The 25620-nt window shown below is 69.8% G+C and carries 18 protein-coding genes and 1 pseudogene; 13 read left to right on the forward strand and 6 right to left on the reverse strand.

Going from position 1 to position 25620, the window contains the following annotated elements:
* The first annotated feature begins 7 nt into the window (after positions 1 to 7).
* Both QE374_RS06830 and QE374_RS06835 read left to right on the forward strand, forming a co-directional pair.
* Positions 8 to 625: a hypothetical protein gene (locus QE374_RS06830; RefSeq protein WP_309733335.1), complete on the forward strand. Its 618-nt coding sequence runs from the start codon at positions 8 to 10 to the stop codon at positions 623 to 625.
* Between the two features lie 61 nt (positions 626 to 686).
* Complete coding sequence (locus tag QE374_RS06835; protein ID WP_309733336.1) at positions 687 to 1733, forward strand: LLM class flavin-dependent oxidoreductase; 1047 nt, start codon at positions 687 to 689, stop codon at positions 1731 to 1733.
* A gap of 10 nt (positions 1734 to 1743) precedes the next feature.
* Here the strand turns inward: QE374_RS06835 and pheA are convergent, their stop codons facing one another.
* On the reverse strand, positions 1744 to 2697 hold the full coding sequence (pheA, locus tag QE374_RS06840; RefSeq protein ID WP_309733338.1) for a prephenate dehydratase: 954 nt from the start codon (positions 2695 to 2697) through the stop codon (positions 1744 to 1746).
* A 107-nt stretch (positions 2698 to 2804) separates the two neighbouring features.
* On the opposite strand from pheA, the gene pgm reads away from it, so the two are divergent.
* Positions 2805 to 4448, forward strand: a complete 1644-nt coding sequence (gene pgm, locus QE374_RS06845; protein WP_309733340.1) for a phosphoglucomutase (alpha-D-glucose-1,6-bisphosphate-dependent) — start codon at positions 2805 to 2807, stop codon at positions 4446 to 4448.
* Between the two features lie 192 nt (positions 4449 to 4640).
* Here the strand turns inward: pgm and QE374_RS06850 are convergent, their stop codons facing one another.
* Both QE374_RS06850 and QE374_RS06855 read right to left on the reverse strand, forming a co-directional pair.
* Complete coding sequence (locus tag QE374_RS06850) at positions 4641 to 8717, reverse strand: glycoside hydrolase (protein ID WP_309733342.1); 4077 nt, start codon at positions 8715 to 8717, stop codon at positions 4641 to 4643.
* 345 nt (positions 8718 to 9062) lie between these two features.
* Complete coding sequence (locus QE374_RS06855; RefSeq protein ID WP_309733346.1) at positions 9063 to 10106, reverse strand: LacI family DNA-binding transcriptional regulator; 1044 nt, start codon at positions 10104 to 10106, stop codon at positions 9063 to 9065.
* Between the two features lie 120 nt (positions 10107 to 10226).
* Here QE374_RS06855 and QE374_RS06860 point away from each other — a divergent pair, with 120 nt between their 5' ends.
* From QE374_RS06860 to galE, 6 genes are all read left to right on the forward strand, one after another.
* A complete protein-coding gene (locus QE374_RS06860; RefSeq protein ID WP_309733348.1) occupies positions 10227 to 11147 on the forward strand; it encodes a sugar ABC transporter permease in 921 nt (306 codons plus the stop codon).
* Positions 11144 to 12022 carry a carbohydrate ABC transporter permease gene (locus QE374_RS06865; protein WP_192900654.1) on the forward strand — a complete coding sequence of 293 codons (879 nt, stop codon included), beginning with the start codon at positions 11144 to 11146 and terminating at the stop codon, positions 12020 to 12022. The genes QE374_RS06860 and QE374_RS06865 overlap by 4 nt, the downstream gene beginning before the upstream one ends.
* An 87-nt stretch (positions 12023 to 12109) precedes the next feature.
* On the forward strand, positions 12110 to 13459 hold the full coding sequence (locus tag QE374_RS06870) for a sugar ABC transporter substrate-binding protein (protein ID WP_309733350.1): 1350 nt from the start codon (positions 12110 to 12112) through the stop codon (positions 13457 to 13459).
* Between the two features lie 75 nt (positions 13460 to 13534).
* Entirely contained in the window at positions 13535 to 15052 is a 1518-nt protein-coding gene (locus tag QE374_RS06875; protein ID WP_309733352.1) for an alpha-N-arabinofuranosidase, read from the forward strand.
* A 17-nt stretch (positions 15053 to 15069) separates the two neighbouring features.
* Positions 15070 to 16815: a beta-galactosidase gene (locus QE374_RS06880; protein ID WP_309733354.1), complete on the forward strand. Its 1746-nt coding sequence runs from the start codon at positions 15070 to 15072 to the stop codon at positions 16813 to 16815.
* A gap of 27 nt (positions 16816 to 16842) precedes the next feature.
* Positions 16843 to 17817, forward strand: coding sequence for a UDP-glucose 4-epimerase GalE (galE, locus tag QE374_RS06885; RefSeq protein WP_309733356.1), 975 nt, complete (start codon positions 16843 to 16845; stop codon positions 17815 to 17817).
* Positions 17818 to 18229: 412 nt separating this feature from the next.
* On the opposite strand, the gene QE374_RS06890 is transcribed toward galE, so the two are convergent.
* Together QE374_RS06890 and QE374_RS06895 are read right to left on the reverse strand one after the other, a co-directional pair.
* Positions 18230 to 18463: a substrate-binding domain-containing protein gene (locus QE374_RS06890; protein ID WP_309733358.1), complete on the reverse strand. Its 234-nt coding sequence runs from the start codon at positions 18461 to 18463 to the stop codon at positions 18230 to 18232.
* Complete coding sequence (locus QE374_RS06895) at positions 18399 to 19247, reverse strand: LacI family DNA-binding transcriptional regulator (RefSeq protein WP_309733359.1); 849 nt, start codon at positions 19245 to 19247, stop codon at positions 18399 to 18401. The genes QE374_RS06890 and QE374_RS06895 overlap by 65 nt, the downstream gene beginning before the upstream one ends.
* A gap of 139 nt (positions 19248 to 19386) precedes the next feature.
* On the opposite strand from QE374_RS06895, the gene QE374_RS06900 reads away from it, so the two are divergent.
* The 4 genes and pseudogenes from QE374_RS06900 (at position 19387) to QE374_RS06915 (ending at position 24580) form a co-directional block, all read left to right on the forward strand.
* A complete protein-coding gene (locus QE374_RS06900; protein ID WP_309733361.1) occupies positions 19387 to 21393 on the forward strand; it encodes a beta-galactosidase in 2007 nt (668 codons plus the stop codon).
* Positions 21390 to 22289 (forward strand): sugar ABC transporter permease, encoded by a 900-nt coding sequence (locus QE374_RS06905; RefSeq protein WP_309733363.1) that lies wholly within the window; start codon positions 21390 to 21392, stop codon positions 22287 to 22289. Before QE374_RS06900 ends, QE374_RS06905 begins: the two co-directional genes overlap by 4 nt.
* Positions 22286 to 23173, forward strand: coding sequence for a carbohydrate ABC transporter permease (locus tag QE374_RS06910; protein WP_307320198.1), 888 nt, complete (start codon positions 22286 to 22288; stop codon positions 23171 to 23173). The genes QE374_RS06905 and QE374_RS06910 overlap by 4 nt, the downstream gene beginning before the upstream one ends.
* 83 nt (positions 23174 to 23256) lie before the next feature.
* A pseudogene (locus QE374_RS06915) lies at positions 23257 to 24580 on the forward strand (sugar ABC transporter substrate-binding protein).
* Positions 24581 to 24642: 62 nt separating this feature from the next.
* On the opposite strand, the gene QE374_RS06920 reads toward QE374_RS06915, so the two are convergent.
* Positions 24643 to 25608 (reverse strand): LacI family DNA-binding transcriptional regulator, encoded by a 966-nt coding sequence (locus QE374_RS06920; protein ID WP_309733367.1) that lies wholly within the window; start codon positions 25606 to 25608, stop codon positions 24643 to 24645.
* Positions 25609 to 25620: the final 12 nt, after the last annotated feature.

Below are 25620 nucleotides of genomic sequence, written 5' to 3' on the forward strand. Positions count from 1 at the left end.
CACCGACATGCCCCGCACCGCCCGCCGTCTCCTGCTTCCGCTCGTGGCAGCCGCCGCATTCGCACTCGCCGGGTGTGCGGCTGCCGGCCCCGATGTCTCCCCCGTCGAGGTCGGCGACGCACCGACGGACGCGACCGCACCCGGCACCACCCTGTCGGTCGGCGACACCGCCTGGGTGAAGGTGCCCGCCGCCAGCGGCGACACGGAACTCGTGGGGGCGACCGTGCTCTCCATGGATCCTCTGGATCCGGAGAAGATCGACGGCTACATGGAGAAGGCGGAGCTGAGCAGCCGGCATCCGTTCGCGATCGTGGTGCAGTACACGTGGACGCCGGTGAGCGAGTACGACAGCACGACGCGCAGCGTGCCCCTCATCCCGATCGAGGCGGACGGCTCGTTCGCCGGCTGGCTCGCCAACGACATCGGAAACGTCGGGATGGGCGACGCGGACGCGTGCGGCCTGGCCCTTCCGGAACCGAAGAACGGGACCGCGCTGGAATGCTGGGTGGCCCTGACGACGGGGCCGGACCTGGGCGGAGTGGAGTTCAACGGCACCACCCGCAACGACACCTTCCCCGACGAGGAACATCCGTACGCGGGGCAGCCCGTCACCTGGAAGCCCTGACGCCGGCCCGACTCCGGCGCGCCGCGGAATGCGCGGGCACGCAACGGGGTTGCCCACGAAGATGAGCATCACCGTTTCCGTCCTCGACCTCGTTCCCGTGCGCACCGGCCAGAGCAGCGCCCAGGCTGTCGCCGCATCGCTCGACCTCGCCGAACGCGCCGATGAGCTGGGCATCGGCCGTTACTGGTTCGCCGAGCACCACAACATGCCCGCGGTGGCATCGACCAGCCCGCCCGTGCTGATCGCCGCCGCCGCCGCACGCACGAAGCGGATGCGGGTCGGCTCGGGTGGCGTGATGCTCCCCAACCACTCGCCGCTCATCGTGGCCGAGCAGTTCGCCGCGCTCGAGGCGCTGGCGCCGGGGCGCATCGACCTCGGCATCGGCCGCGCACCCGGCAGCGACCCCGTCATCACGCAGTTGCTGCGCCGCAGCGGCACCACGAGCGACGTGGAGCAGTTCCCCCAGCACATCTCCGACATCCTCTCGCTCACGAGCGACGCGGGCGCCACGGTGCGCTTCACCTCCGGCGACACCTACAGCGTGCATGCGACGCCCGCCGCGACGACCCTTCCCGAGGTGTGGCTGCTCGGCTCGAGCGACTACTCCGCGCAGCTGGCCGCCGCATCCGGCCTGCCCTACGTCTTCGCGAACCACTTCGCCGGAGACGGGCTCGAGCGCGCGCTGACGCTCTACCGCGACCAGTACCAGCCTTCCGAGGCCCACCCGAGTCCGCGCACCTTCGTCACGGCCAACGCGGTCGTGGCGCCGACGGAGGCCGAAGCGTGGGAGCGTGCGCTGCCGCAGGTGCGCATGATGTCCCGCATCCGCTCCGGACGCCCGCTGGTGCCCATGGAGACCGTCGAGCAGGCGCGGGATGCGGAGGCGCGCGACAACCTCGGCGCGCACATCATCGACAACGCCCGGCGCACGTGGTTCGTCGGGGCGCCGGAGCAGGCCGCGGACGCGCTCCGCGCGTTCTCGACGCGCTACGGCGTGGACGAGATCATGGTCTCCCCCGTCGCCGGCGCCTACGACGCGGAGCCCCTGGACGCCGCGGGCGGGCGCGTCCAGACGCTGGAACTGCTGACGCCGCTGCTCGCCGCCTGAGGCGGGCCGGTCAGGCCTCCGGCTCGCCGCTGACGAGCGCGCGCAACCAGTCGCGGGCCTCGACGAACACGTCGTCGGAGTAGCGCTCCGGATATCGGTTGATCGCGCGGTCGGCGCGCGGGTACGAGCCGAGGAAGATCACCTTCGGGCTGAAACGGCGCAGTCCCATGAGCGCGTCGGCCACCCGTTCGTCGAGAACGTGGCCGTCGGCGTCGATCACGAAACGGTAGCGGCCGAGGGCGTCGCCGATCGGACGGGATGCGAGCAGCGACAGGTTGATCCCGCGGGTCGCGAACTGCTCCAGCATCTCCATGAGCGCGCCGGGGTACTCCTCCGGCAGCTCCACGATGAGCGAGGTCTTGTCGGCTCCGGTGGGCGCCGGCGGCGCCACGGTGCGCGCCACGAGCACGAAGCGGGTGACGGCGTCCTTCTTGTCGCCGACTCCTTCGGCGAGCAGATCGAGCTCGTGGTGCTCCAGGATCCCGGGAGGGGCGATGGCCGCATCCGCGTCGCTGGTCCCGTCGAGCAGGCCGAGAGCGGCCGCGACGTTGCTGGATGCCGGCAGGTGCGCGTGAGCGGGAAGCTCACGACTCAGCCAGTGCAGGCACTGCGCGTAGGCGACGGGGTGCGCGGCCACGAGCGAGACGTCTTCGAGACGCTGCCCGGGTCGGCCGACCAGCACGAAGCTGACCGGTACGAGGTACTCGCCGATGATGCGCAGCCCCGGCATCGTGGCCAGCGCGTCCTGCGCCGTGGAGACGCCGCCGTCGACCGAGTTCTCGATCGCGATCATCGCCGCATCCGATCGCCCCTCGACGACGTCCGCGAGCGCTTCGCCCACGTTGCGCACCGAACGCCAGATCTGGCCGCGCGCCTCGGGCACCTGGGCGAGAGCCGCTTCCGTAAAGGTGCCCGCCGGACCCAGATAGCTGTAGGTACGACGGGCGACGGGTGCGGTGCTCACGGGCACTCAGCCTAGACCGCCCCCGGCGGGCTGCGGTGAACACCGGAAATGACACCGCTGCGCGCGCGGAGAGTGACGACACCCTGTCGGCACGGCAGACTAGGGGCATGAGCCGTGCCGGACAGCCTGCTGAGCCTTCTGATCTGATCGACATCGACGAGCTGATCGCCGCCTACTACGACCTGAAGCCCGACGCTTCGGTGCCCGCGCAGCGGGTCGTTTTCGGCACGAGCGGACACCGCGGATCGAGCCTGTCGACCAGCTTCAACGAGAACCACATCCTCGCCACCACCCAGGCGATCGTCGACTACCGGGCGGGCCAGGGCATCACCGGCCCGCTCTTCCTCGGCCGCGACACGCACGGGCTGTCACTCCCGGCCGAGCGCACGGCCATCGAGGTGCTCGTCGCCAACGGCGTGGACGTACGCGTCGACGCCCGTGACTCGTGGGTTCCCACCCCGGCGCTCAGCCACGCGATCCTCACCTACAACCGCGATCGCACCGCCGACGACACGGGCCGCGCGGACGGCATCGTCGTGACGCCCTCGCACAACCCGCCGCGCGACGGCGGCTTCAAGTACAACCCGCCCCACGGCGGACCTGCCGACACCGACGCCACCTCGTGGATCGCCGACCGCGCCAACGAGCTCATCGCGGCGGGCCTCACGGGCGTCAAGCGCACCCCCTACGCCGACATCGACGGCGACACCCTCGCGCAGTACGACTTCCGCGAGGCGTACGTACGCGACCTCGACGCGATCATCGACATCGAGGCCATCAAGAAGGCCGGCATCCGCATCGGCGCCGACCCGCTGGGCGGCGCCTCCGTCGACTACTGGGCACTGATCGCCGAGCACTACGGGCTCGACCTCACCGTCGTGAACCCCGATGTCGACCCGACGTGGAAGTTCATGACGCTCGACTGGGACGAGAAGATCCGCATGGATCCGTCCTCACCCAACGCCATGGCGGCGCTCGTCGCCCGCCGCGACGAGTACGACATCCTCACCGGAAACGACGCGGATGCGGATCGCCACGGCATCGTCACCCCCGATGCGGGCCTCATGAACCCGAACCACTACCTCGCGGTCGCGATCGACTACCTGTTCTCGCACCGGCCCGGCTGGCCGGCAGAAGCCGCCGTGGGCAAGACCCTCGTGTCTTCGATGATCATCGACCGCGTCGTCGAGGCCCTCGGTCGCACCCTGTACGAGGTCCCGGTCGGCTTCAAGTGGTTCGTCCCCGGCCTGCTCGACGGCTCGGTCGCCTTCGGCGGCGAGGAGTCCGCCGGCGCATCCTTCCTCCGCCAGGACGGCACCGTCTGGACCACCGACAAGGACGGCATCCTGCTGTGCCTGCTCGCCGCCGAGATCCTCGCGGTGACCGGCAAGACCCCCTCGCAGCGCTATGCGGAGCTCGAGGACACCTACGGCGCATCCGTCTACCAGCGCGTCGACGCTCCGGCGACCCCGGAGCAGAAGGCGGCGCTCGCGAAGCTGTCGCCGGATGCGGTCACCGCCACCGAGCTCGCCGGCGAGCCCATCACCGCCAAGCTCTCGCACGCTCCCGGCAACGGCGCGGCGATCGGCGGCCTCAAGGTCGTGACGGCGGATGCGTGGTTCGCCGCGCGTCCCTCCGGCACCGAGGACGTCTACAAGCTGTACGCGGAGTCGCTGCGCGGCGAGGCCCACCTGCACGACGTGCAGGACGAGGCCCGTGCCGTCGTGTCCGAGGCCCTCTCCGGCGCCTGACCCTCGGCGGGGGGCTCTTCCGCATCCGGCGCCGGCCGCATCCCTTTCCCGCGAGACTGCATTTCCTACACGAAATCACTGGGTTTACCCGTGATCTCGTGATGAAGATGCAGTCTCGCGGGCTTGGGGGGGTAACGAGCGGTGCACGAAAGGAGGGCGGAGCCGGTGTGCGGCTCCGCCCTCCTTTCGTGGTTACTCCGCGGCCGAGCGGCGCCGCGTGGTGACGCCGACCAGCAGCGAGCCCAGCAGCAGCGCCCCGAGGGCGAACGGCAGGGTCGGGCCGAGGTCGAGCCCCGTCACGGCCAGCGGACCGGATGCGGCGCGCACCTCCAGCGGCACCCAGCCGATGACGGCGCCGGACGCATCCGTCACGACCAACCGGTGCTGGCCCGTGGGTGCATCCGCCGGGATCGAGACTGTGATCTCCCCCGCGGCCGACACGACCTTCGTTCCGAGGTGGACGGGCGTCGAGAACAGCCACGCGTCGACCGACGAACCGGCGCGCGAGGCGCCGACGCCGATCGTGATCGACGATCCGGCCGTCACCACGCTCGGAGCCGTGATGCCGCCGCGCGTCGCATCGGTCAGGGCCGACGCCGCGGGCGCCTGCGCACCACCGGTGCCCGGCTCGCCGGGGTTGCCGGGCTCTCCCGGCGTGCCGGGCCCACCCGGACCCCCGGGGTTTCCGGGGTTGCCGGGAGCCGCGACGACCACGACAGCGGCCGACGTGGCCGTGCCCGCGGCGAAGCCGTCGGCGGATGCGGTGACGACCGCGCGCAGCTCGTGGCCGAGGTCGGCCTCGGTCGCCGTGTATGCGGCCGCGTTCGCGGACTCGATCGGCTGACCGTCACGCGTCCACGCGTAGGCGAGGGCGGCGCCGGCGGGGTCGCTGTCCTCGACCTGGGCGGTCAGGGTCGCACCCACCTCGGCAGTGCCCGCGAGCGACACGGCACCGACGACGACGTGACGCGTCACCGCGATCGTCACGGTGCGCGAGGTGCCGTCGACGGCCGTGACCGTGATGGATCCCGCGCCACCCGCATCCGCGGGCTGCACGATCTCCACCGCAGCCTCGTCGTCGACCGCCACGGCCCCGATCCTCGGCCAGGCGGCGCCGTTCGTGTCGATCGTGTATGCGTCGCGAGCCGGATCGAATCCGTCGAGCAGCGCATCGCCGACCGTGACGCGCGCGAGGTCCGTCACGTTCGACGGGGATGCCGCGAGCGCGTTGATCTCGACCTCGGACACGATCATGTGCGTGTTCTCACGGGCCTGCATCACCACGCGTACCTCGTCGGCGACGACACCGCCCAGCGGGACCTCGACGGTCGGCGCGCCGGACTCGGGAACCGGAACCGCGATGTCCTCGCCGGCGATCCAGTCACCGCCCGCGGTGCGGTGCTCCACGCGGAGGGACTGGGCCCAGCTGGCCGTGCCGTCGCGATAGAAGTACACCTTCACGTGGGACACCTGCTGGCGCGAGCTGAGCACGTACGTCAGGGTGTCCTGCGTGTTCTTGGTGCCGGAGCGCCAGTTGGACCACCCCTTGTCCGTCGTGATGCCGTTCTTCGTGCGGTCGACGCTGTAGCTCGGGCTCTCGGTGAAGGTCGCCGACGCCTTGCTGTCGCCGGCGACGTTCCGCGTGCCCGGCGTCGTCACGATGACGCTCAGGCGCGCCTCGATCGTGGCGCCGCCGGGCACGGTGATCGCGCCCGGAACCGTGACGGTGCCAGGCTGCGCGAAGTCGGCGTCGCGGACGCCGCTGAAGTCCCAGCTCACCGCAGCGTCGTAGGCCGTCCCTCCCAGGCGCACCTCGGCGGGCACCGTCGCGGGCGCGGCCGCCGCGACGCGCTCGAGCGTCGCACCGGCGTACGTCGTGATCGAGACGGGACGCGTCGCGGTGTACGCACCGATCTCAACGGTGGCCGCGACCTCGAAGCCCGCGCCGAAGACGTCCGTCCCGGAGCCCGGCACCTGCACGGTACCGGCGGCCGAGAAGTCCACCCCGGTCGGGTCCCACGCGACGGGGGCCGTGCGCTGCACGCCACCGCGGTAGTTCAGGGTGACAGTCGCGGGCAGCTCGGGCTCCTCGCCGACGGCCGTCGCCGCGGTGACGGGCGCGACGCTCGTCACCCGCGTGGACGCGATCGTCCAGCGCTGGTTGCCGCCGTTGTTCGAGGTCCAGGTTCCCACCGTCGTACCGTCGGCCGTGCCCTGCCCGTTCACATCCAGCACGCGCTCGGCAGACGCGCTCAGCAGCGAATAGGTGCGTCCGTCGGTGGTGGAGGGGATCCACTGCAGCGCCGGATCGGATGCGGCGGCGGCCGCATCCGTCGGCACGAGCGTCGTGCTCGTACCGTTCACCGCGAGGAAGCGCCCGTCACCCGCCTCGAGGGCGATGCGGTGGCGGTTCGTTCCTTCACCCGAGATCGAGTGCACGGTCCACGCCTGAGCGGGGGCCGCATCGGCGGTCGTCACACCGGTGCGGATCGCGAGGCCGTTCGGGTCGGCTGCCAGGGCCTTGCCGCTCTGGACTCCGAAGAGCTGGTACGTCTCGCCGTCTTCGAAGACGGCCGCATCCGCCGCGACGCCCGAGACGCCCGAGACGACGAGCGTGGTGACCGACTTCGCCGGCAGCGTCACCGTCGCCGACTTGGATGCCGCGTCGACGGGGACGGCCGTGCCCGTCACGAGCGCGTGGTCGGTGACATCGCCGGCCGACGACTCGGTCGTCACGATGGGGGTCACCGTGGCACCGGGCGCGATGGTCGCGAAGCGGGACAGGTCGACCTGCACCGTGCGCTCGGACGCCTCGGAGTTGATGTGCACCAGGGTCACGCCGTCACCCTCGGCCGTCAGGGCCGCGGTGGTCTGCGTGTCGTCGGTGGGGATGAGGCGGTCGCCGGGCTCGATGTAGTGCGTGAAGTTGCGCACGGTGTTGAACTTCGAGTTCGTCAGCACCTGGCAGGACGGGTCCGCGTCGCCGTCGGCGATGCGTCGCTCCGAGTTGCCGTCGGCGTTGCAGTCGAAGTCGATGAAGACGCTGCCCCAGTTCAGCTTCTCGACCTTCTCCATGTTGTAGAGGTCCTCGACGGGCTGCCAGAACACCCAGGCGGTGGGCTCGAGCTCGCGCAGGTCGTCGACGATGCGCGTCGCCATGCCGATGCCGTTCTCGATGTTGGTCTGGTTGAAGCCGCTGCCGCCGTTCCAGTCACCCTCGACCTCGCTCATCCACAGCGGTTTGTCGGAGGCCTTGGCGATGTCGCGCACGATGAGCCGGTCGCCGGTGCCGTAGGTGTGCACGTTGAGCTGGTCGACGAGCCCCTTGGACTCGGCGCTCCAGCCGTTCCAGTTCTGCACGAACTTCGACGGGTTCGTCTCGTCCATCGCCGAGATGCTCACGTCGGTCGTCGTACCGGGTTCGGCCAGACGCGCGGCGAGCGCCTTGATCATCTGATCCTGCCGCGTCGGGCCGATGTGAGCACCCTCCTGACGGCTGGCGCTCGTGGGCCACGTCGCGCCGTTCGGGATGCGGGTCTGCCAGTAGTCCGTGTTGGGCTCGTTGAACGGGTCGAGGGTGTCGAAGGTGATGCCGTGGGCCTTCTCGAGCTCTTCGACCACGTTCACGAGATAGCTCGAGAACGCCGCCATGTCCTCGGGGGCGAGCTGCTCGCTCGTGGCGTTGTTGATGCCGCCCGAGACATAGCCGCTCTGCGTGAGGAAGTACGGCGGGGAGTTGCTGAAGGCCTCCCAGTGGGTGATCTTGTCCTTCAGCGCATCCAGCCACCAGCGCTGGCCGGCATCCGCGTCCCAGTTGTAGTGGTCGGGGTTCTCGCCGTCCCATGCCGCCGCGTAGCGGTCGCGGTCGGCGTAGTCCGAGGTGATCTCGCCCTTGTCGTCACTCTCCCCGAGATCCGGGTTCCACCATCCGGGTACCGCGCCGCCGGGACGCAGGTACGACGGGACGTCGGTCGCGTTGCCGCCGCCGATGTTGTAGCGCGCGATGTTGAGGTTCAGGCCGTCCTCGCCGAAGACGGCGTCGAACAGCTTCTGCCGCACCTCCGTGGGGTAGCCGCCGGTCGCGTTGGCGAACCAGACGAGGCTCGTGCCCCATCCTTCGAACGGGTCCGACGCGATCGCGGGATTCGGAGTGATGCGCACGCTGCTCGCGGCCTGGGCCTGCGGCGGTGAGACCGCGGCTCCCGCGACGAGCGCACCGGCGCTGAGGGTTCCGACGCACAACAGCGACAGGAATCTGAGGGACTTCATCGTCGATCCTTCCGGCCGCGTCCTCGCAGCCCTGGGGGGATGGTGTTTCGTGTTGACGTAAACATGTTGACGTCAACACGCAACATAGCGGATTCCCAGCCGCGCGCACAACGTCTGCGTCACGCCACCGCACCGGCGCGCATCCGCCATCCGTCCGGCGCGCCCGCATCCGCATCCACCCCGCATCCGCCGGGCTCGCTCGGTACTCACCACTCTCCGCGAGACTGCATCTCCGTCACGAGATCACGGTGATTACCCGTGATCTCGTGCTCGAAATGCAGTCTCGCGGGGGGGATAAGGGGGTTCCCGGCCTCGCGGCGGGAAGGGAGGCGCCGGGCGCGCGGGTCAGCGGATGCGGGGACCGGAGCTCTGGCGCACGACGAGCTCGGTCGGCACGAGCGTGCGGTCGTCGACGCTCTCACCCTCGATCTCGGCGAGCAGCGCTCGGATCGCGCCGGAGCCCAGGCGGTCGAAGTGCTGCCGCACGGTCGTGAGCGGAGGCCAGTAGTTGGCCGAGTCCGGCATGTCGTCGAAACCCACGACGCTGACGTCTCCGGGGACCGCGCGACCGGCCTCGTGCAGGGCGCGCACGAGGCCGAGCGCCATCTGGTCGTTGGAGACGAACACCGCGGTGACCGATGCGTCCTGCGCGAGCCGCGTGCCGATCTCGTACCCCGAATCGGCCGTCCAGTCGCCGACCTCCACCGCGGGCACGGATGCACCCCGGCGCTCGAGGGTCTCGCGCCAGGCGTCACGCCGGCGCTCGGCCGCGTACGACTCGAGCGGACCCGACACGTGCCACACGGTCTCGTGCCCGAGATCCAGCAGGTGCTCCGTGGCCAGGCGGGCGCCCTGCGCCTGATCGTTGTCGACGACCGGGTAGGCGTAGGCCGCGTGCGAGTCGAGGACCACGACCGGCAGTCCCGTGGGCAAGGCGATCTCCGACTCGTCGAGACGGTGCGACTCGATCAGGATGATCACGCCGTCGACGGCGTGCTCGCGCAGCCGCACGAAGGCGCCGGAGACGTCGGACTGCGAGGCCGTCTCTACCGTGATGAGCGTCAGCGAGTACCCGGCGGATGCGGCGACGGAGGCGACCGCATCCAGGGTCCGGGTGTTGCCGTAGCTGGAGAGCGAGAACATGATCACGCCGATGGAGCGGAACTTGCCCGAGCGCAGCGCGCGGGCGGCGCTGTTGGGCCGGTAACCCAGCTCGTCCATGGCGGCCAGGACGCGGGCCCGGGTGTCGGGGTCCACATTGGACCGCCCGTTCGCGACGCGTGACACGGTCTGGCCGGAGACGCCCGCGAGAGCCGCCACATCTGCCATCGAGGTCTCGCGCCGGCGCGCACGAGGTTCGCCCGGTGTTGCTGCCGTGACGTGGCTCATGCCCGGATCCTCCTCGATGTTGACGTTGACATGTTAGCGAGAGCGGAGTTATGTTTACGTCAACATACCGCGGAACCCGAATTCTGCGGAGCATTGCGTTCACAGAAGAGGCATCGGACGATGACGACCACAGCGGCTCCCCCACCCGCGCTCCGCACACCTAAGCGGCGGCGCTTCGCGGTCGACCAGAAGGGCTGGTTGTTCGTCGCCCCCTTCGCGATCGTGTTCGCACTCGTGTTCCTGGCGCCGCTCGTCTACTCGCTGTACCTCAGCTTCTTCCGCGAGCAGATCGTGGGCGGCAACGCGTTCGTCGGACTCGACAACTACTTCACCGCGTTCACCGACACCAAGCTGTGGGACGGGTTCCTGCGCGTTCTGCTGTTCCTGATCATCCAGGTGCCGATCATGCTCGTGCTGGCACTCGCCGCCGCACTCGCGATCGACAGCGCACGTCTGCACGCCTCCGGCTTCTACCGGATCGTGATCTTCCTGCCCTACGCGGTGCCGGCCGTCGTCGCGGTCCTCATGTGGGGCTACATCTACGGCGACCAGTTCGGCCTCGCCGGCAACATCAACGACCTGTTCGGCGCCCAGGTGATCACGCCCTTCGTGCCCGAGTGGATGATGGTGTCGATCGGCAACATCGTCACCTGGCAGTTCGTCGGCTACAACATGCTGATCTTCTACTCGTCGCTCAAGACCATCCCCGGTGAGCTCTACGAGGCCGCATCCCTCGACGGCGCCGGAACCTGGCGCACGATCTTCTCGATCAAGCTGCCGGCGCTGCGCGGCTCGATCGTCATCGCCACGATCTTCTCGATCATCGGCAGCTTCCAGCTCTTCAACGAGCCGAACATCCTCAAGCCGCTGGCCCCCAACACGATCACGACGTTCTACACGCCCAACATGTACGCGTACAACCTGTCGTTCGCCGGCCAGCAGTACAACTACGCCGCCACCGTCGCGATCATCATGGGCCTCATCACCGCGATCGTCGCCTACGTCGTGCAGCTGCGCGGATCCCGTCAGGAGATGCGATGACCGCCCCCGCCTTCGCCCGCACCTCGCCGTTCATGCGGCGGAAGTCGCTCATCCTCACCATCGTGATGAGCCTGTTCATCCTCTACACGCTGCTGCCGCTGTTCTGGCTGCTGATCAACGCCACGAAGGAGCAGGGCGACCTGTTCACGACGTTCGGTCTGTGGTTCGGCAACGGTTTCCACCTGTGGGACAACATCGTGGAGACCTTCACCTACCGTGACGGGATCTTCCTGCGGTGGCTCGGCAACACCCTGCTCTACGTCGTCGTCGGCGCCGGCGGCGCCACGCTGCTCGCCACCCTCGCCGGCTACGGCCTGGCGAAGTACAACTTCCGCGGCCGCAAGGCGGTCTTCGCGGTCGTCATCGGCGCGGTGGCCGTGCCCGGCACCGCCCTCGCCGTCCCCACCTTCCTCATGTTCAGCCAGATGGGTCTGACCAACACCCCGTGGTCGATCATCATCCCCTCGCTCATCAGCCCGTTCGGCCTGTACCTCATGTGGGTCTTCGCCAGCGACGCGGTGCCCACCGAGCTGCTGGAAGCGGCCCGCATGGACGGCGCCGGCGAGTTCCGCACCTTCTTCACGATCTCGGTGAAGCTGCTCACCCCCGGCATCGTCACGGTCGTGCTGTTCACGGTCGTCGCCACCTGGAACAACTACTTCCTGCCGCTGATCATGCTGAGCGATCCCGCCTGGTATCCGCTCACGGTCGGTCTGAACCAGTGGAACGCGCAGGCGACGGGTGCCGCCGCCGAGCCGATCTACAACCTCGTGATCACGGGCTCGCTCCTGTCGATCATCCCCATCGTCGTCGCCTTCCTCATGCTGCAGCGGTTCTGGCAGTCGGGGTTGAGCGCCGGAAGCGTCAAGCAGTGACGAGGGGCACTGTCTGACACCCGATTCCCCCTCACCACCGGCGCGTCCTGCTCCGGCATCCACAACAACGAAGTGAAGGAAAGTCCCATGTCACACATGCGCAAGGGTTCGGTGCTGCGTCGCGCCGCATCCGTCGTGGCCATGACCACCATCGCGGGCATCGCGCTGGCTGCCTGCGCCGGCGGCGGCGGTGCAGCCTCCGGCGGCGGAAGCGCCGACGACCTCGACAAGGCCCTCGAGGCCGGCGGCGAGATCACGTACTGGTCGTGGACGCCCTCCGCCGAGGACCAGGCGGCCGCGTTCATGAAGAAGTACCCGAACGTCAAGGTGAACGTCGTCAACGCCGGCACCAACAAGGACGAGTACACCAAGCTGCAGAACGCGATCAAGGCCGGATCGGGCGCCCCCGACGTCGTGCAGATCGAGTACTACGCCATGCCGCAGTTCGCCCTCACCGACGGCCTGCTCGACCTCTCGTCGTACGGCTTCGGCGACCTCGAGAAGGACTACACCGCCTCGACGTGGGGCTCCGTCGACTTCGACGGCAAGATCTACGGTCTGCCGCAGGACTCCGGCCCCATGGCCATGTTCTACAACAAGGCCGTCTTCGACCAGTACGGCCTGACGGTGCCCACCACCTGGGACGAGTACATCGAGACCGCGAAGAAGCTCACCGCGGCCGACCCGACCAAGAAGATCACGAACGACACCGGTGACGCCGGCTTCGCGACCTCGATGATCTGGCAGGCCGGCGGCCAGCCGTTCAAGGTCGACGGCACCGACGTGAAGATCGACCTCTCCGACAAGGGCTCGAAGCTGTGGGCCGACACCTGGAACCAGCTCGTCGACCAGAACCTGCTCTCGGACGCCTCCAGCTGGAGCGACGAGTGGTTCAAGGGCCTCGGTGACGGCTCGATCGCCACGCTGATCATCGGCGCCTGGATGCCCGGCAACCTCGAGTCCTCGGTGCCCAGCGCCGCGGGCAACTGGCGCGTCGCGCCCATGCCGACCTACGACGGCACCCCCGTGTCGGCCGAGAACGGCGGCGGCGGCCAGGCGGTCACCAAGCAGAGCAAGAACCCGGCGCTGGCCGCGGCCTTCCTCAAGTGGCTGAACAACGACCAGGAGAGCATCGACATCTTCGCCAAGTCGGGTGGCTTCCCCTCCACCACGGCCGACCTGCAGTCGGACGCGTTCCTGAACGCCAAGAGCGACTACTTCGGCGGACAGCAGATCAACCAGGTGCTCGTGCAGGCCGCGTCCGACGTGCGCAAGGGATGGCAGTACCTGCCCTTCCAGGTCTACGCGAACAGCATCTTCAGCGACACCGTCGGCCAGTCCTACGCCAACAAGAGCGACCTCAACGAGGGCCTCATGACCTGGCAGGACCAGCTCGTCAGCTACGGCAACGAGCAGGGCTTCAGCGTCAACAAGTAATCACCGACGAGGGGTGGGTCGCATCGCTTGCCGATCCGACCCACCCCTTGCCGCATCCCCGACCGGAAAGCGATCATGACCTCCGCCACCCGCATCGCCGTCGCGACGAACGCCGACGGCCCTGCCGTCCCCCGCCGCGTCTTCGGCACCTTCGTCGAGCACATGGGCCGCTGCGTGTACGACGGCATCCACGAGAGCGCGCACCCCACCGCCGACGCGAACGGATTCCGCGCCGACGTGCTCGAGCTCGTGCGCGAGCTCGGCGCGACCGTCGTGCGCTACCCGGGTGGCAACTTCGTGTCGGGTTACCGCTGGGAGGACGGCGTCGGACCCCGCGAGGAGCGTCCCGTGCGCCTGGATGCGGCCTGGCACTCCACCGAGACCAACCAGGTCGGCCTCCACGAGTTCGCCGACTGGGCCGAGTCCGCGGGCCTCGAGCTCATGGAGGCGGTGAACCTCGGCACCCGCGGCGTCGCCGAGGCCGCCGACCTGCTCGAGTACACGAACCACCCCGGCGGCACCGCCCTCAGCGAGCGCCGCCGCGCCAACGGCCGCGACGAGCCGTTCGGCATCCGCCTGTGGTGTCTCGGCAACGAGATGGACGGGCCGTGGCAGATCGGCCACAAGACGGCCGAAGAGTACGGCCGCCTCGCCGCCGAGAGCGCGCGCCTCATGCGCTTCATCGACCCCGACATCGAGCTGGTCGCCGCCGGCAGCTCCAACCACGAGATGCCGACCTTCGGCGAGTGGGAGCGCACCGTGCTGCGCCACACCGCGGAGCTCGTCGACCACATCTCCGTGCACGCCTACTACGAGGAGACGCCGGGCGACCCGGCCAGCTTCCTCGCCTCGGGCGCCGCCCTCAGCCGCTACCTCGACGACGTCGCGGCGATCATCGACGAGGTGCGCGCCGAGGCCGGCTCGACCCGCGAGATCGGCATCAGCGTCGACGAATGGAACGTCTGGAACCAGACGCGCTGGAACGAGGTCGACAAGCCCCGCGTCTTCACCGGCGACTGGCCCGTCGCGCCGCGCCTGATCGAGGACGATTACACCGTCACGGACGCGGTCGTCGTGGGCTCCCTGCTCATCACCCTGCTGCGTCACGCGGACCGGGTCTCGATGGCCAACCTCGCCCAGCTGGTGAACGTCATCGCCCCCATCCGCACCGAGCCCGGCGGCCCCGCCTGGCGGCAGACGACCTTCTTCCCGTTCCAGCTGACGGCCGCTGCGGCACACGGCACCGTGGTCGTCCCGACCGTCGAGAGTGCGTCGATCGAGACCGCCAAGCACGGCGCCGTCGCAGTCGTGGATGCGGTCGCCACCGTGAACGGCGACGAGATCGTCGTCTTCGCCGCGCACCGCGACCTGGACGAGGCCACAGAGGTCGTGATCGACCTCGACCGCGAGATCGCCGCAGCCGACGCACTGGTGGTCACCGTGCCCGAAGGCGGCGACCGCCACACCGTCAACTCCGCCGAGGCGCAGCCCGTCGCACCCGCATCCCTCTCGGCGGTCGTCGACGGCACCCGCGTGCGTCTCACCCTCCCCCCGCTGTCCTGGGCGCGCATCACCCTGCGCGCGGCCCGCTGAACGAAACGAAAGAGACCGTGAGCACCTTCACCGTCGGCGAGACCGACTTCCTGCTGGACGGCGAGCCGCACCGCATCCTCTCCGGCGCGCTCCACTACTTCCGCATCCACCCCGACCACTGGGCCGACCGCATCCGCAAGGCGCGCCTGATGGGCCTGAACACGATCGAGACCTACGTCGCGTGGAACGCCCACGAGCCCGTGCGCGGGCAGTGGGATGCGACGGGCTGGAACGACCTCGGACGCTTCCTCGACCTCGTCGCCGCCGAGGGCATGCACGCGATCGTGCGCCCCGGCCCGTACATCTGCGCCGAGTGGCACAACGGCGGACTGCCCGTCTGGCTCACCCGGACGCCGGGCATCGGTCTGCGTCGCTCCGAGCCGCAGTACATCGAGGCCGTCAGCGAGTACCTGCGGCGCGTGTACGAGATCGTCGTGCCGCGCCAGATCGACCGCGGCGGCAACGTCGTGCTCGTTCAGATCGAGAACGAGTACGGCGCGTACGGCTCCGACAAGCAGTACCTGCGCATCCTCACCGACCTGACGCGCGAGGCAGGCATCACCGTGCCGCTGACGACCGTCGACCAGCCCGAGCCGTGGATGCTGACCAACGGCAGCCTTCCGGAGCTGCACCTCACCGGCTCGTTCGGCTCGCGCGCCACCGAGCGCCTGGCGACCCTGCGCGAGCATCAGGCGACGGGCCCGCTCATGTGCTCCGAGTTCTGGGACGGCTGGTTCGACTGGTGGGGCGGGGTGCACCACACCACCAGCGCCGCCGCATCCGCCGCGGAGCTCGACGCCCTGCTCGCCGCGGGCGCATCGGTGAACATCTACATGCTGCACGGCGGAACGAACTTCGGCACCACGAACGGCGCCAACGACAAGGGCCGCTACGCGCCGATCGTCACCTCGTACGACTACGACGCCCCGCTGGACGAGTCCGGCTACGCGACCGAGAAGTTCCACGCGTTCCGCGAGGTGCTCGCCAAGTACACGGACGTCCCGGCGGAGACGGTGCCCTCGCGTCCGGCAGCCCCCGAGCTGTCCGTCGCGCTCACCGCGGCCGGGGACTGGCTCCCCGCATCCGCCGGACCCACCAGTGCCGACCCGTGCACCTTCGAAGACCTCGGTCAGCTCGGGCCTCTCGTCCGCTACGACGTCGAGCTTCCCGCAGCGGCCTTCGGCGACGACGACGCGGCCGTGCTCGCGTTCGCCGAGGTGCGCGACCTCGCCTGGGTGTCCGTGGACGGCGTCGCCGTCGGACGGCTCTCGCGGGCACTGCACGAGCGCACCCTGACGATCCCCCGCGGCGCGCACCTCACGGTGCTCGTCGAGGACCAGGGCCGCGTCAACTACGACCACCGCCTCGGTGAGACCAAGGGGCTCATCGCCCCGGTGACCCTCGGCGGCAGCGCGCTGACCGGGTGGACGGGCACGCTCGTCGACGTGGAGCGCATCGCCGCGGGCATCGGCGCGGCCGCATCCGGGTCCATCGCAGGACGCACGGCGCTGCGCGGCGCGTTCACTCTCGAGGCCCCCGCCGACCTGCACTTGGACACCGCATCCTGGGGCAAGGGCTTCGCGTTCGTGAACGGCTTCTTCCTCGGCCGCTACTGGGCCAACGGCCCGCAGCGCACGCTCTACGTGCCGGCTCCCGCGACCCGCGCGGGCGAGAACGAGATCGTGGTGCTCGAGCTGGAGCAGGTCGCGAAGGCCGTCGCGGCGTTCGTCGCCGAGCCCGACCTCGGCCACCGTGAAGAGTGAGCCCCCGACTCGGGCAGGATGGATGACATGACCTGGCTTGTGACCGGCGGCGCCGGATACATCGGTGCGCACGTGGTGCGCGCACTCACCGCGGCGGGCCTGACCCCCGTCGTGCTCGACGATCTCTCCAGCGGTCACGCCGCGTTCGTGCCCGAGGGCGTCCCGTTCGTCCGCGGCTCGATCCTGCAGCGCGACCTCGTGGAGCAGACCTTGCGCCAGTACGAGGTGACCGGCGTCATCCACGTCGCCGGGTACAAGTACGCCGGCGTCTCGGTGAAGCGTCCGCTGCACACGTACGAGCAGAACGTCGAGGGCACGCGCGTCGTCCTCGCCGCGATGGCGGCGGCAGGCGTCGACAAGCTGGTGTTCTCCTCCAGCGCCGCTGTCTACGGCACCCCCGACGTGCCGCTGGTCGTGGAGGACCTGCCGAAGCGCCCGGCATCCCCGTACGGCGAGTCGAAGCTGATCGGCGAGTGGCTCATCCGCGACCAGGCCGTCGCGACGGCCGACGAGGACGCGCCGCTGCGACACACCTCGCTGCGGTACTTCAACGTCGTCGGCTCGGGCGACCCCGAGGTCTACGACACCAGCCCGCACAACCTGTTCCCCATCGTGTTCGAGAAGCTGATCGCGGGCGAGACCCCGCAGATCAACGGCGACGACTACGACACGGAAGACGGCACCAACGTGCGCGACTACGTGCACGTCGCCGACATCGCCGCCGCTCACGCCGTCGCAGCCCGCCGCCTCGCCGCGGGCGAGGTCCTCGAGCCCGCCTACAACCTCGGGTCGCAGAACGGCCTGTCGGTGCGACAGATCATGGATGCGATGGCCCGCGTGACCGGCATCGACTTCACCCCCGTCATCGGACCGCGCCGCGCCGGCGACCCCGACCGCATCGTCGCCACGGGCGAGCTCGCCGCGCGCGACCTCGAATGGGCGAACCGGTACTCGGTGGACGAGATGGTGCGTTCGGGCTGGGAGGCCCGCCGCCGCGCCTGAGTTGCGCATCTGAAGCGGGCGTTCGCCGCCGCATCCCTCCGGATCGCGGCCGCGGGCGCCCGCTTCGCGTTTCGACGGGGCCGGCGGGGGGCCGGGCGGGCTGGGCCGGGCACCCGGTGTGCCCGAACTCCTGCGCAACCCGCCCCGCGTCCCCGCATCCACACGACACCGGCCGGTTCTGCAGGAGTTCGAGCACGGATGCAGCCCGCACCACCAGGCCGCCGGCACAGGCCCAAGGCCGGCGCCGCCCAGCCAGACGCCACCGATCCGGGGTCTCGACCGCCCGTCCCGGCACCGACCGACCGAGCCGGGGCGCCCGAACTCCTGCACAGGCCGCCCCGCGCCCCCCGCATCCGCACACCACCGGCCGGATCTGCAGGAGTTCGGGCGCGGTGAGCCCGAGATCCGCGCGTCAGGCGGAGTCGCGCCAGACGACCGGGGCGTCGAGGAGGATGCCGGTGCGCACGCTCTGATCGCCGTCCAGCTGCGCGAGCACGGCTGCCGCGGCCGCGGCGCCCAGCCCCTCGGCGGGCTGGTGCACGGTGGACAGTTGCGGCGAGGTGCGGGTCGCCCAGGCGCTGTCATCGAAGCCGACGACCCCGACATCCTCGGGCACTCTCCGCCCCGCCGCGCGCAAGGCCTGCATGGCGCCGGCCGCGACGGCGTCGGATGCGGCGAACACGCCGTCGAGGTCGGGGGGCCCGCTCGAGCAGCCGCGTCATGCCGGCGGCACCATCGGCGAAGGCGTACAGGTCGACGGGTTCCACCAGTGCGGGGTCGAAGGCGTCGCCCAACGCCGCACGGAACCCGGCGAGACGGTCGCTGCCGGAGTCGCGGTCGAGGGCGGCGGCGATCATGCCGATCCGCCGGCGGCCCGTCTCGCGAAGTCGCGTGACGACGGACTCGGCCGCGCCGCGGTTGTCGATGCCGACCCAGGCCCCGCTGATGCCGGGCGGGTGGCCGACGAAGGCGACCGGGAGCCGTAGCCGCTCGACCACATCGGAGATGGGGTCCTGATGCCGGGCGGAGACGATGACGGCGCCGTCGACGAAACCGCCCGACAGGTACCGGGCGACCCGGTCGGTGTCGCGCGCGGTGTCCACGACGACGCACACCATCTGGTAATCCGCCTGCGACAGCGTGGTGTTGGCACCGAGCATGATGCCGCCGATGTTGGGGTCTTCGAGGAACAGCGAGTGCGGCTCGTGCACGATGAACCCGACCGCCTGCGTGCGCTGTCGCACGAGGTTGCGCGCCGCGGTGTTCGGCACGTAGCCGACCTCGCTGATCGCGCGGTGGATCGCCTCGCGCGCCTGCTCCGACACGTACCCGCCGTTGAGCACACGGCTGACCGTGCCCCGCGACACCCCTGCGGCGCGCGCCACGTCGTGCACCGTGGAGCGGCGGGGTCCGGATGGGGATGCGGCCATGGGCGCCAGCCTATCGGCGTCGCTCCGCTTGACGGATGCGGTGAACCGTGGCAATCTGTGCACGTTCACAGATTCTCGTCCGAGATTCTTCGCACGCGAATGTGTGCACGTTCACAGCTACGCAAAGGAGCGCCACGGGATGCCCGACGCCGCCCATCTCGCCACCCTCGCCGCAGACGGCATCGTCTTCGGCAGCGACTACAACCCCGAGCAGTGGGACCGGTCGGTGTGGGAAGAGGACGTCCGCCTGATGAACGAGGCCGGCGTCAGCCTCGTGGCCATCAACGTCTTCGGCTGGTCGGACATCAACCCGGCACCGGGCGAGTGGGACTTCACCGCCCTCGACGACATCATCGAGCTGCTGCACGCGCACGGCATCCGGGTCAACCTCGGCACCGGCACCGCCTCGCCGCCGCCGTGGCTGAGCCGCATCCACCCCGAGATCCTGCCGGTCTCCGAAGACGGCGTGCGCGCATGGCCGGGCGGTCGCCAGGCCTACTGCCCCAGCTCCCCCGTCTTCCGCTCCTACGCCGCCGAGGTCGTCGCCAAGGTCGCCGAGCGCTACGGAAGCCATCCGGCCGTCGCCCTCTGGCACGTGTCGAACGAGCTCGGCTGCCACAACGCGCTGTGCTACTGCGATGCGAGCGCCGAGGCCTTCCGCGCCTGGCTGCAGCGCCGCTACGAAACGGTCGAGGCGCTCAACGACGCCTGGGGCACCGCCTTCTGGAGCCAGCGCTACGGCAGCTGGGACGACGTCCTGCCCCCGCGCCGCGCCCTGTCGCTGCGCAACCCCGGCCAGATGCTCGACTTCCACCGCTTCAGCTCCGACGAGCAGCTCGGCCTCTACCGCGCCGAGACGGCGATCATCCGCGCGGCGAGCGCCGTCCCGGTGACGACGAACTTCATGGTGACCGCCCACATCCGCAACCTCGACTACTGGTCGTGGGCGGGCGAGATGGACGTCATCGCCAACGACCACTATCTCGACAACCGTCTTCCGCTCCCCCGCGCGGAGCTGTCGTTCGCGGCGGATCTGACCCGCGGGCTCGCCCAGGGCGCGCCGTGGCTGCTCATGGAGACCTCGACCGGCGCGGTCAACTGGCAGCCGTACAACCTCGCCAAGAGTGACGGTGAGCTGCTGCGCAACGTGGTCGCGCACGTCGCACGCGGCGCCGACGGCATCTGCTTCTTCCAGTGGCGCGCCTCGGCCCAGGGCGCGGAGAAGTACCACTCCGCCCTCGTCCCGCACGCCGGCACCGACACGAAGGCATGGCGGCAGGTGCTCGAGCTCGGCCGCACGCTGCGCGCGCTCGCCCCCGTCGTCGGCACGCGGGTCCACGCGCAGGCCGCCCTCCTCTTCAGCTGGGAGAGCTGGTGGGCCGCGGAGGGCGAGGGGCGTCCCAGCGAAGCGCTCACCTACCTCGGGCAGGTGCACGCCGCGCACGCCGCACTCACGGCGGCGGGCCTCACGGTCGACATCATCCGCCCGGGAGCATCCCTCGACGACTACCGCCTCGTCGTCGTCCCGGCCCTGCACCTCGTGCGGGATGCGGATGCGGCCGTCATCGCCGAGCGTGCCGCATCCGGCGCCGCGGTGCTCGTCACCTTCTTCAGCGGCACGGTCGATGAGCGAGACGCCGTTCGCCTGGGCGGATACCCCGGCGCGTTCCGCGATCTGCTCGGGGTCACCGCGGAGGAGTTCGCCCCGCTCGAGCCCGGACACACGGTACATCTCGCATCCGGCTGTGTCGGCAGCGTCTGGACCGAACGGATGCGGGCGTTCGACGCCGAGGTGCTCGACACGTTCGTCGGGGGTCCGGCGGACGGCATGCCCGCTCTCACCCGCCGCACCGTCGGGGCGGGCTCGGCGTGGTACCTCGCCACCCAGCCCGACGCGTCCTCCTACGCCGAGCTCGTCTCGCGACTGGCGGCAGAGGCCGGGCTCGAGCCCGATGCCTCGCGCATCCCCGGGGTCGAGGTCGTGCGCCGGCAGGGCGAGCAGGGCTCGTATCTGTTCGTCATCAACCACTCAGAGAACGAGGTCGCCGTCGACGCCCGCGGCCGCGACCTGCTCACCGACCAGCCGGTCGACGGCACCGCGGTCGTGGCCGCGAGCGCCGTCCGGATCATCGAGGAGTCCCTGTGACCATCACCGAAGCGCCCACGCGGCGCCGGACGCGGGTGCCGCACAAAGCGGCGATCGCGTTCCTGCTGGTGCCGTTCGGCATCCTGTTCACCCTGTTCTACGTCGCGCCGATCCTCTTCGCGATCGTGCAGTCGACTCTCGTCGTGCGCCGCGAGGGCACCTTCGGCAAGGCCGAGCAGGTCTTCGGCGGATTCGCGCAGTACGTGCTCGTCTTCCAGAACGAGGCGTTCTGGAGCTCGGTCGGACGGATGCTGCTGTTCGGCGTCGTGCAGGTGCCCGTCATGCTCGGTCTCGCACTGCTGTTCGCGCTGCTGCTGGACTCGCCGCTGGTCAAGGGCAAGCGCTTCTTCCGCCTCGCGTTCTTCGTGCCCTACGCCGTGCCCGGCGTCATCGCCGCGATCATGTGGGGCTCGCTGTTCTCGCCGAACCTGTCGCCGTTCACCGCCCTGACGAAGAACGTCGATTTCCTCGGCGCGGATCTCGTGCTGTGGTCGATCGCGAACGTCGTCACCTGGGTCTACGTCGGCTACAACATGCTGATCATCTACTCGTCGCTGCTGTCCATCCCGACGGAGATCTACGAGGCGGCACGCCTGGACGGGGCGGGGCAGTTCCGCATCGCCTGGTCGATCAAGATCCCGCTCGTCCGGCCGGCGATCGTGATGACCGCGATCTTCTCGATCATCGGCACGCTGCAGCTGCTCGCGGAGCCGCAGGTCTTCCGCTCCTTCAGCTCGGCGGTCACCAGCACCTACACCCCGAACATGACGGTCTACGCGACCGCATCCATCCCCAACCCGAACCTCGCGGCCGCGTTCTCGGTCGTGCTGGCCGTGACCACGTTCGTGCTCTCGTTCGGATTCATGAAGTACATGCAGCGGAAGGGCAACGCATGAGCGCCACCGTCGCCACCCGCCGGAGCACCGGCGCCACCCGTCGCGTGCGCGAGCCCCTCGTCTCGCGCGGCTCGGCGATGCTCATCATGGCCGTGTTCACGGTCTACTTCCTGCTGCCGCTGTGGTGGCTGCTGGTCGCCTCCAGCAAGGACACCGGCGACATCCTCACGACGAACCCGCTGTGGTTCGCCGACTTCCGGCTGTTCGCGAACATCGGGGATCTGTTCGCCTACCGCGACGGCATCTACCTGCGCTGGCTCGGCAACTCACTGCTGTACGCCGGCCTCGGCGGTGCGATCGCGACGCTGCTGGCGGCGATGGCAGGGTACGCCCTCGCGAAGTACCGCTTCCCGGGGCGCGAGTTCCTCTTCAACGTCGTGCTCGGCGGCGTCCTCGTTCCCGCGACGGCGCTGGCTCTGCCGCTGTTCCTGATCTTCAGCCAGGTGCAGCTAACGAACACGTTCTGGGCGGTGTTCCTGCCCTCGCTCGTGAGTCCGTTCGGCGTCTACCTCGCGCGCATCTTCGCCGCATCCTCCGTGCCGGACGAGCTGCTGGAGGCCGCGCGGCTCGACGGCTCGGGCGAGATCCGCACGTTCTTCACGGTCAGCATGCGGCTGATGACGCCGGCGCTCGTGACGATGTTCCTCTTCCAGTTCGTGGCCATCTGGAACAACTTCTTCCTGCCGCTGATCATGCTGCGAAGCGAAGAACTCTTCCCGGTCGTCTACGGCCTGTTCGGCTGGAACAACCAGCTGAACCAGTTGCCCGAGCTGCGAGGGCTCGTCCTCATCGGCGCTCTGCTGTCGGTGATCCCTCTGATCGTCACGTTCCTGCTGCTGCAGCGCTTCTGGCGCGGCGGGCTCGGCGCAGGCGCCATCAAGTGACCCCAGACTCCGGGCGGAAGGAACCGCCCGGCCCTCGTCCGTCGGAAAGGCCCGAAGGACGCACCACCAAGAAAGGGATGGAAATGCAGCACCCCAGAAAGAAGGCCGTCGCAGCTCTCGCGCTGTCGGCATTCCTGCTCGCCGGCTGCGCCGCGGGCGGTGACCAGGGCAGCGACGCTGCTGCCGGCGACTGCGCACCGGCCGACGGTCAGGTCACGCTCGAGTTCACCTCGTGGATCCCCGGCATCGAGGATGTCGTGAAGATCTGGAACGACGAGAACCCCGACATCCAGGTCAAGGTGCAGACGGGCCCCAACGGCAACAGCGGCACCTACCAGAACCTTCTTCAACCAGATCGCGGCCGGCAACGCACCCGACCTCGGCCAGATCGAGTACGACGCGCTCCCGAACTTCCTCGTGCAGGACGGCGTCGAGAACATCGCGAACTGCGGCGACGTCAGCTCCGCCAAGGACCAGTTCGTCGGCTGGGCGTGGAGCCAGGTGGCCCTGGACGGCGGCGTCTACGGCATCCCGCAGGACATCGGCCCCATGGGCCTGTTCTACCGATCCGACCTGTTCGCGGCCAACAACATCCCCGTGCCGACGACCTGGGACGAGTACAAGGATGCCGCGAAGAAGATCCGTGCTCTCGGCGGCTACATCACGAACTTCTCGCAGTCCGACATCAACCAGTTCGCGGGCTTCGTCTGGCAGGCCGGCGGTCAGTGGTTCGACAACGGCTCCGACGGCTGGAAGGTCTCGCTGACGGACGACGCATCGACCAAGGTCGCCGACTACTGGCAGGACCTCATCGCCGAGGACCTCGTCAGCACCTACCCGGCGTGGACCGACGAGTGGAACAACGCGTACAACTCGAGCCAGGTCTGGACCTGGAACTCTGCGGTCTGGGGCGCCAACTCGATCTCCAGCGGCGCACCGGACACGTCCGGCAAGTGGTCCGTCGCACAGATGCCGCAGTGGAAGTCCGGCGACGCCGTCTCGGGCAACTGGGGCGGATCCTCGATCGCCGTGCTCAAGGGCAGCAAGCACCCCTACGAGGCGTCGAAGTTCGCGCTGTGGCTGAACACGTCCGACGAGGCGCTGACGGCGCTGAACAAGGCCGCCAACATCTACCCCGCGACCACCGAGGGCCTGAAGCTCCCGTCGCTGGCGGAGGGCGTCGACTTCTACGGCGGCCAGAAGATCTACGACGTGTTCGCCCAGGCGGCCACCGAGGTCACCCCCGACTTCGTGTGGGGCCCGACGATGACGCAGACCTACGCCGACGTCTCCGACGGCTTCAAGGCCGCCGTGTCCGGTTCGGGAACGCTCGCCGACGCGCTGAAGAAGGGTCAGGACGCGACCATCACGACGCTCGAGTCGCAGTCGATCCCGGTCCAGAAGTAACACCGGCCGTGATGCCCCGGAACGCCACCGCGTCCCGGGGCATCACGCGTTCCGGGACCGCTTCAGGCGCTGTCGCGGACGACGAGGGTCGCGCCGATCGCCTGCGCGGATGCGGCCTCGCCCGTCTCGATCATGCGCACGAGCACCTCGACGGCGCGGGCGCCCAGCACGTCGAAGTCCTGGCGCACGGTCGTCAAGGGCGGGCGGTACTCGGCGGCGTCCACGATGTCGTCGAAACCCACGACCGCGACGTCCTCGGGCACGCGTCTGCCGGCGTCGGCCAGGGCCCGCAGCAGGCCGAGAGCCATCTGGTCGTTGGCGACGAAGACGGCGGATGCGGCGGCGAAGGCGGCTCCGCGCTCGTACCCCGATCGGGAGGTCCAGTCGCCGCGCACCGGCTCGGGCGCATCGATGCCCGCCGCGACGAGCTCCTCGCGCCACCCGCGCTCGCGCTCCGACGCGGCGAACGAGGTCACGGGGCCCGCGAGGTGATGCACCGTCGGATGGCCGGCGTCGAGCAGGTGGCGCGTCGCGAGACGCGCGCCTCCCGCGTGATCGGTCTGCACGATCGTGAAGCGATCGTCGGGCGGCGAGTCGACCACGACGAGACGGAGTCCCGCGGGCGGCTCCGCCCCGCGGGCGAGCCGGGTCGCCTCGTTCAGGACGACGGCGCCGTCGACTCCCTGATCGCGCAGCTGCGAGAAGGCCTCGGCGATGTCGCGGGTGCCCGCGACCGTGACGATCGCGAGCGCGTAGTCGCGTTCGGCCGCGGCCTCCGCGATCGCCTGCAGCATCCGCGAGTTGCCGACCGAGGCGAGCGTGGAGACGACGAGGCCGATCGTGCGGGTCTGCCCCGTGCGGAGGGCGCGGGCCGCGCGGTGCATCCGGTAGCCCAGCGCACTCATGGCCGCCTCGACCCTGGCACGGGTGGCCGGGTCGACCCGCGGGCTCTGATTCACGACGCGGGACACGGTCTGAGCGGACACGCCCGCGTGCGCGGCGACATCCGCCATCGATACCCGAACCATCGCACCCCCGTC

The organism is Microbacterium sp. SORGH_AS_0428 (assembly GCF_031453615.1).
Taxonomy (GTDB): domain Bacteria; phylum Actinomycetota; class Actinomycetes; order Actinomycetales; family Microbacteriaceae; genus Microbacterium.

Bases quoted from the DNA above. Each gene is read 5' to 3' on its own strand.
- QE374_RS06830 (WP_309733335.1), top strand. From the start codon at position 8: ATGCCCCGCACCGCCCGCCGTCTCCTGCTTCCGCTCGTGGCAGCCGCC.
- QE374_RS06835 (WP_309733336.1), top strand. From the start codon at position 687: ATGAGCATCACCGTTTCCGTCCTCGACCTCGTTCCCGTGCGCACCGGC.
- pgm (WP_309733340.1), top strand. From the start codon at position 2,805: ATGAGCCGTGCCGGACAGCCTGCTGAGCCTTCTGATCTGATCGACATC.
- QE374_RS06850 (WP_309733342.1), bottom strand. From the start codon at position 8,717: ATGAAGTCCCTCAGATTCCTGTCGCTGTTGTGCGTCGGAACCCTCAGC.
- QE374_RS06855 (WP_309733346.1), bottom strand. From the start codon at position 10,106: ATGAGCCACGTCACGGCAGCAACACCGGGCGAACCTCGTGCGCGCCGG.
- QE374_RS06860 (WP_309733348.1), top strand. From the start codon at position 10,227: ATGACGACCACAGCGGCTCCCCCACCCGCGCTCCGCACACCTAAGCGG.
- QE374_RS06865 (WP_192900654.1), top strand. From the start codon at position 11,144: ATGACCGCCCCCGCCTTCGCCCGCACCTCGCCGTTCATGCGGCGGAAG.
- QE374_RS06870 (WP_309733350.1), top strand. From the start codon at position 12,110: ATGTCACACATGCGCAAGGGTTCGGTGCTGCGTCGCGCCGCATCCGTC.
- QE374_RS06875 (WP_309733352.1), top strand. From the start codon at position 13,535: ATGACCTCCGCCACCCGCATCGCCGTCGCGACGAACGCCGACGGCCCT.
- galE (WP_309733356.1), top strand. From the start codon at position 16,843: ATGACCTGGCTTGTGACCGGCGGCGCCGGATACATCGGTGCGCACGTG.
- QE374_RS06890 (WP_309733358.1), bottom strand. From the start codon at position 18,463: ATGCAGGCCTTGCGCGCGGCGGGGCGGAGAGTGCCCGAGGATGTCGGG.
- QE374_RS06895 (WP_309733359.1), bottom strand. From the start codon at position 19,247: ATGGCCGCATCCCCATCCGGACCCCGCCGCTCCACGGTGCACGACGTG.
- QE374_RS06900 (WP_309733361.1), top strand. From the start codon at position 19,387: ATGCCCGACGCCGCCCATCTCGCCACCCTCGCCGCAGACGGCATCGTC.
- QE374_RS06910 (WP_307320198.1), top strand. From the start codon at position 22,286: ATGAGCGCCACCGTCGCCACCCGCCGGAGCACCGGCGCCACCCGTCGC.
- QE374_RS06920 (WP_309733367.1), bottom strand. From the start codon at position 25,608: ATGGTTCGGGTATCGATGGCGGATGTCGCCGCGCACGCGGGCGTGTCC.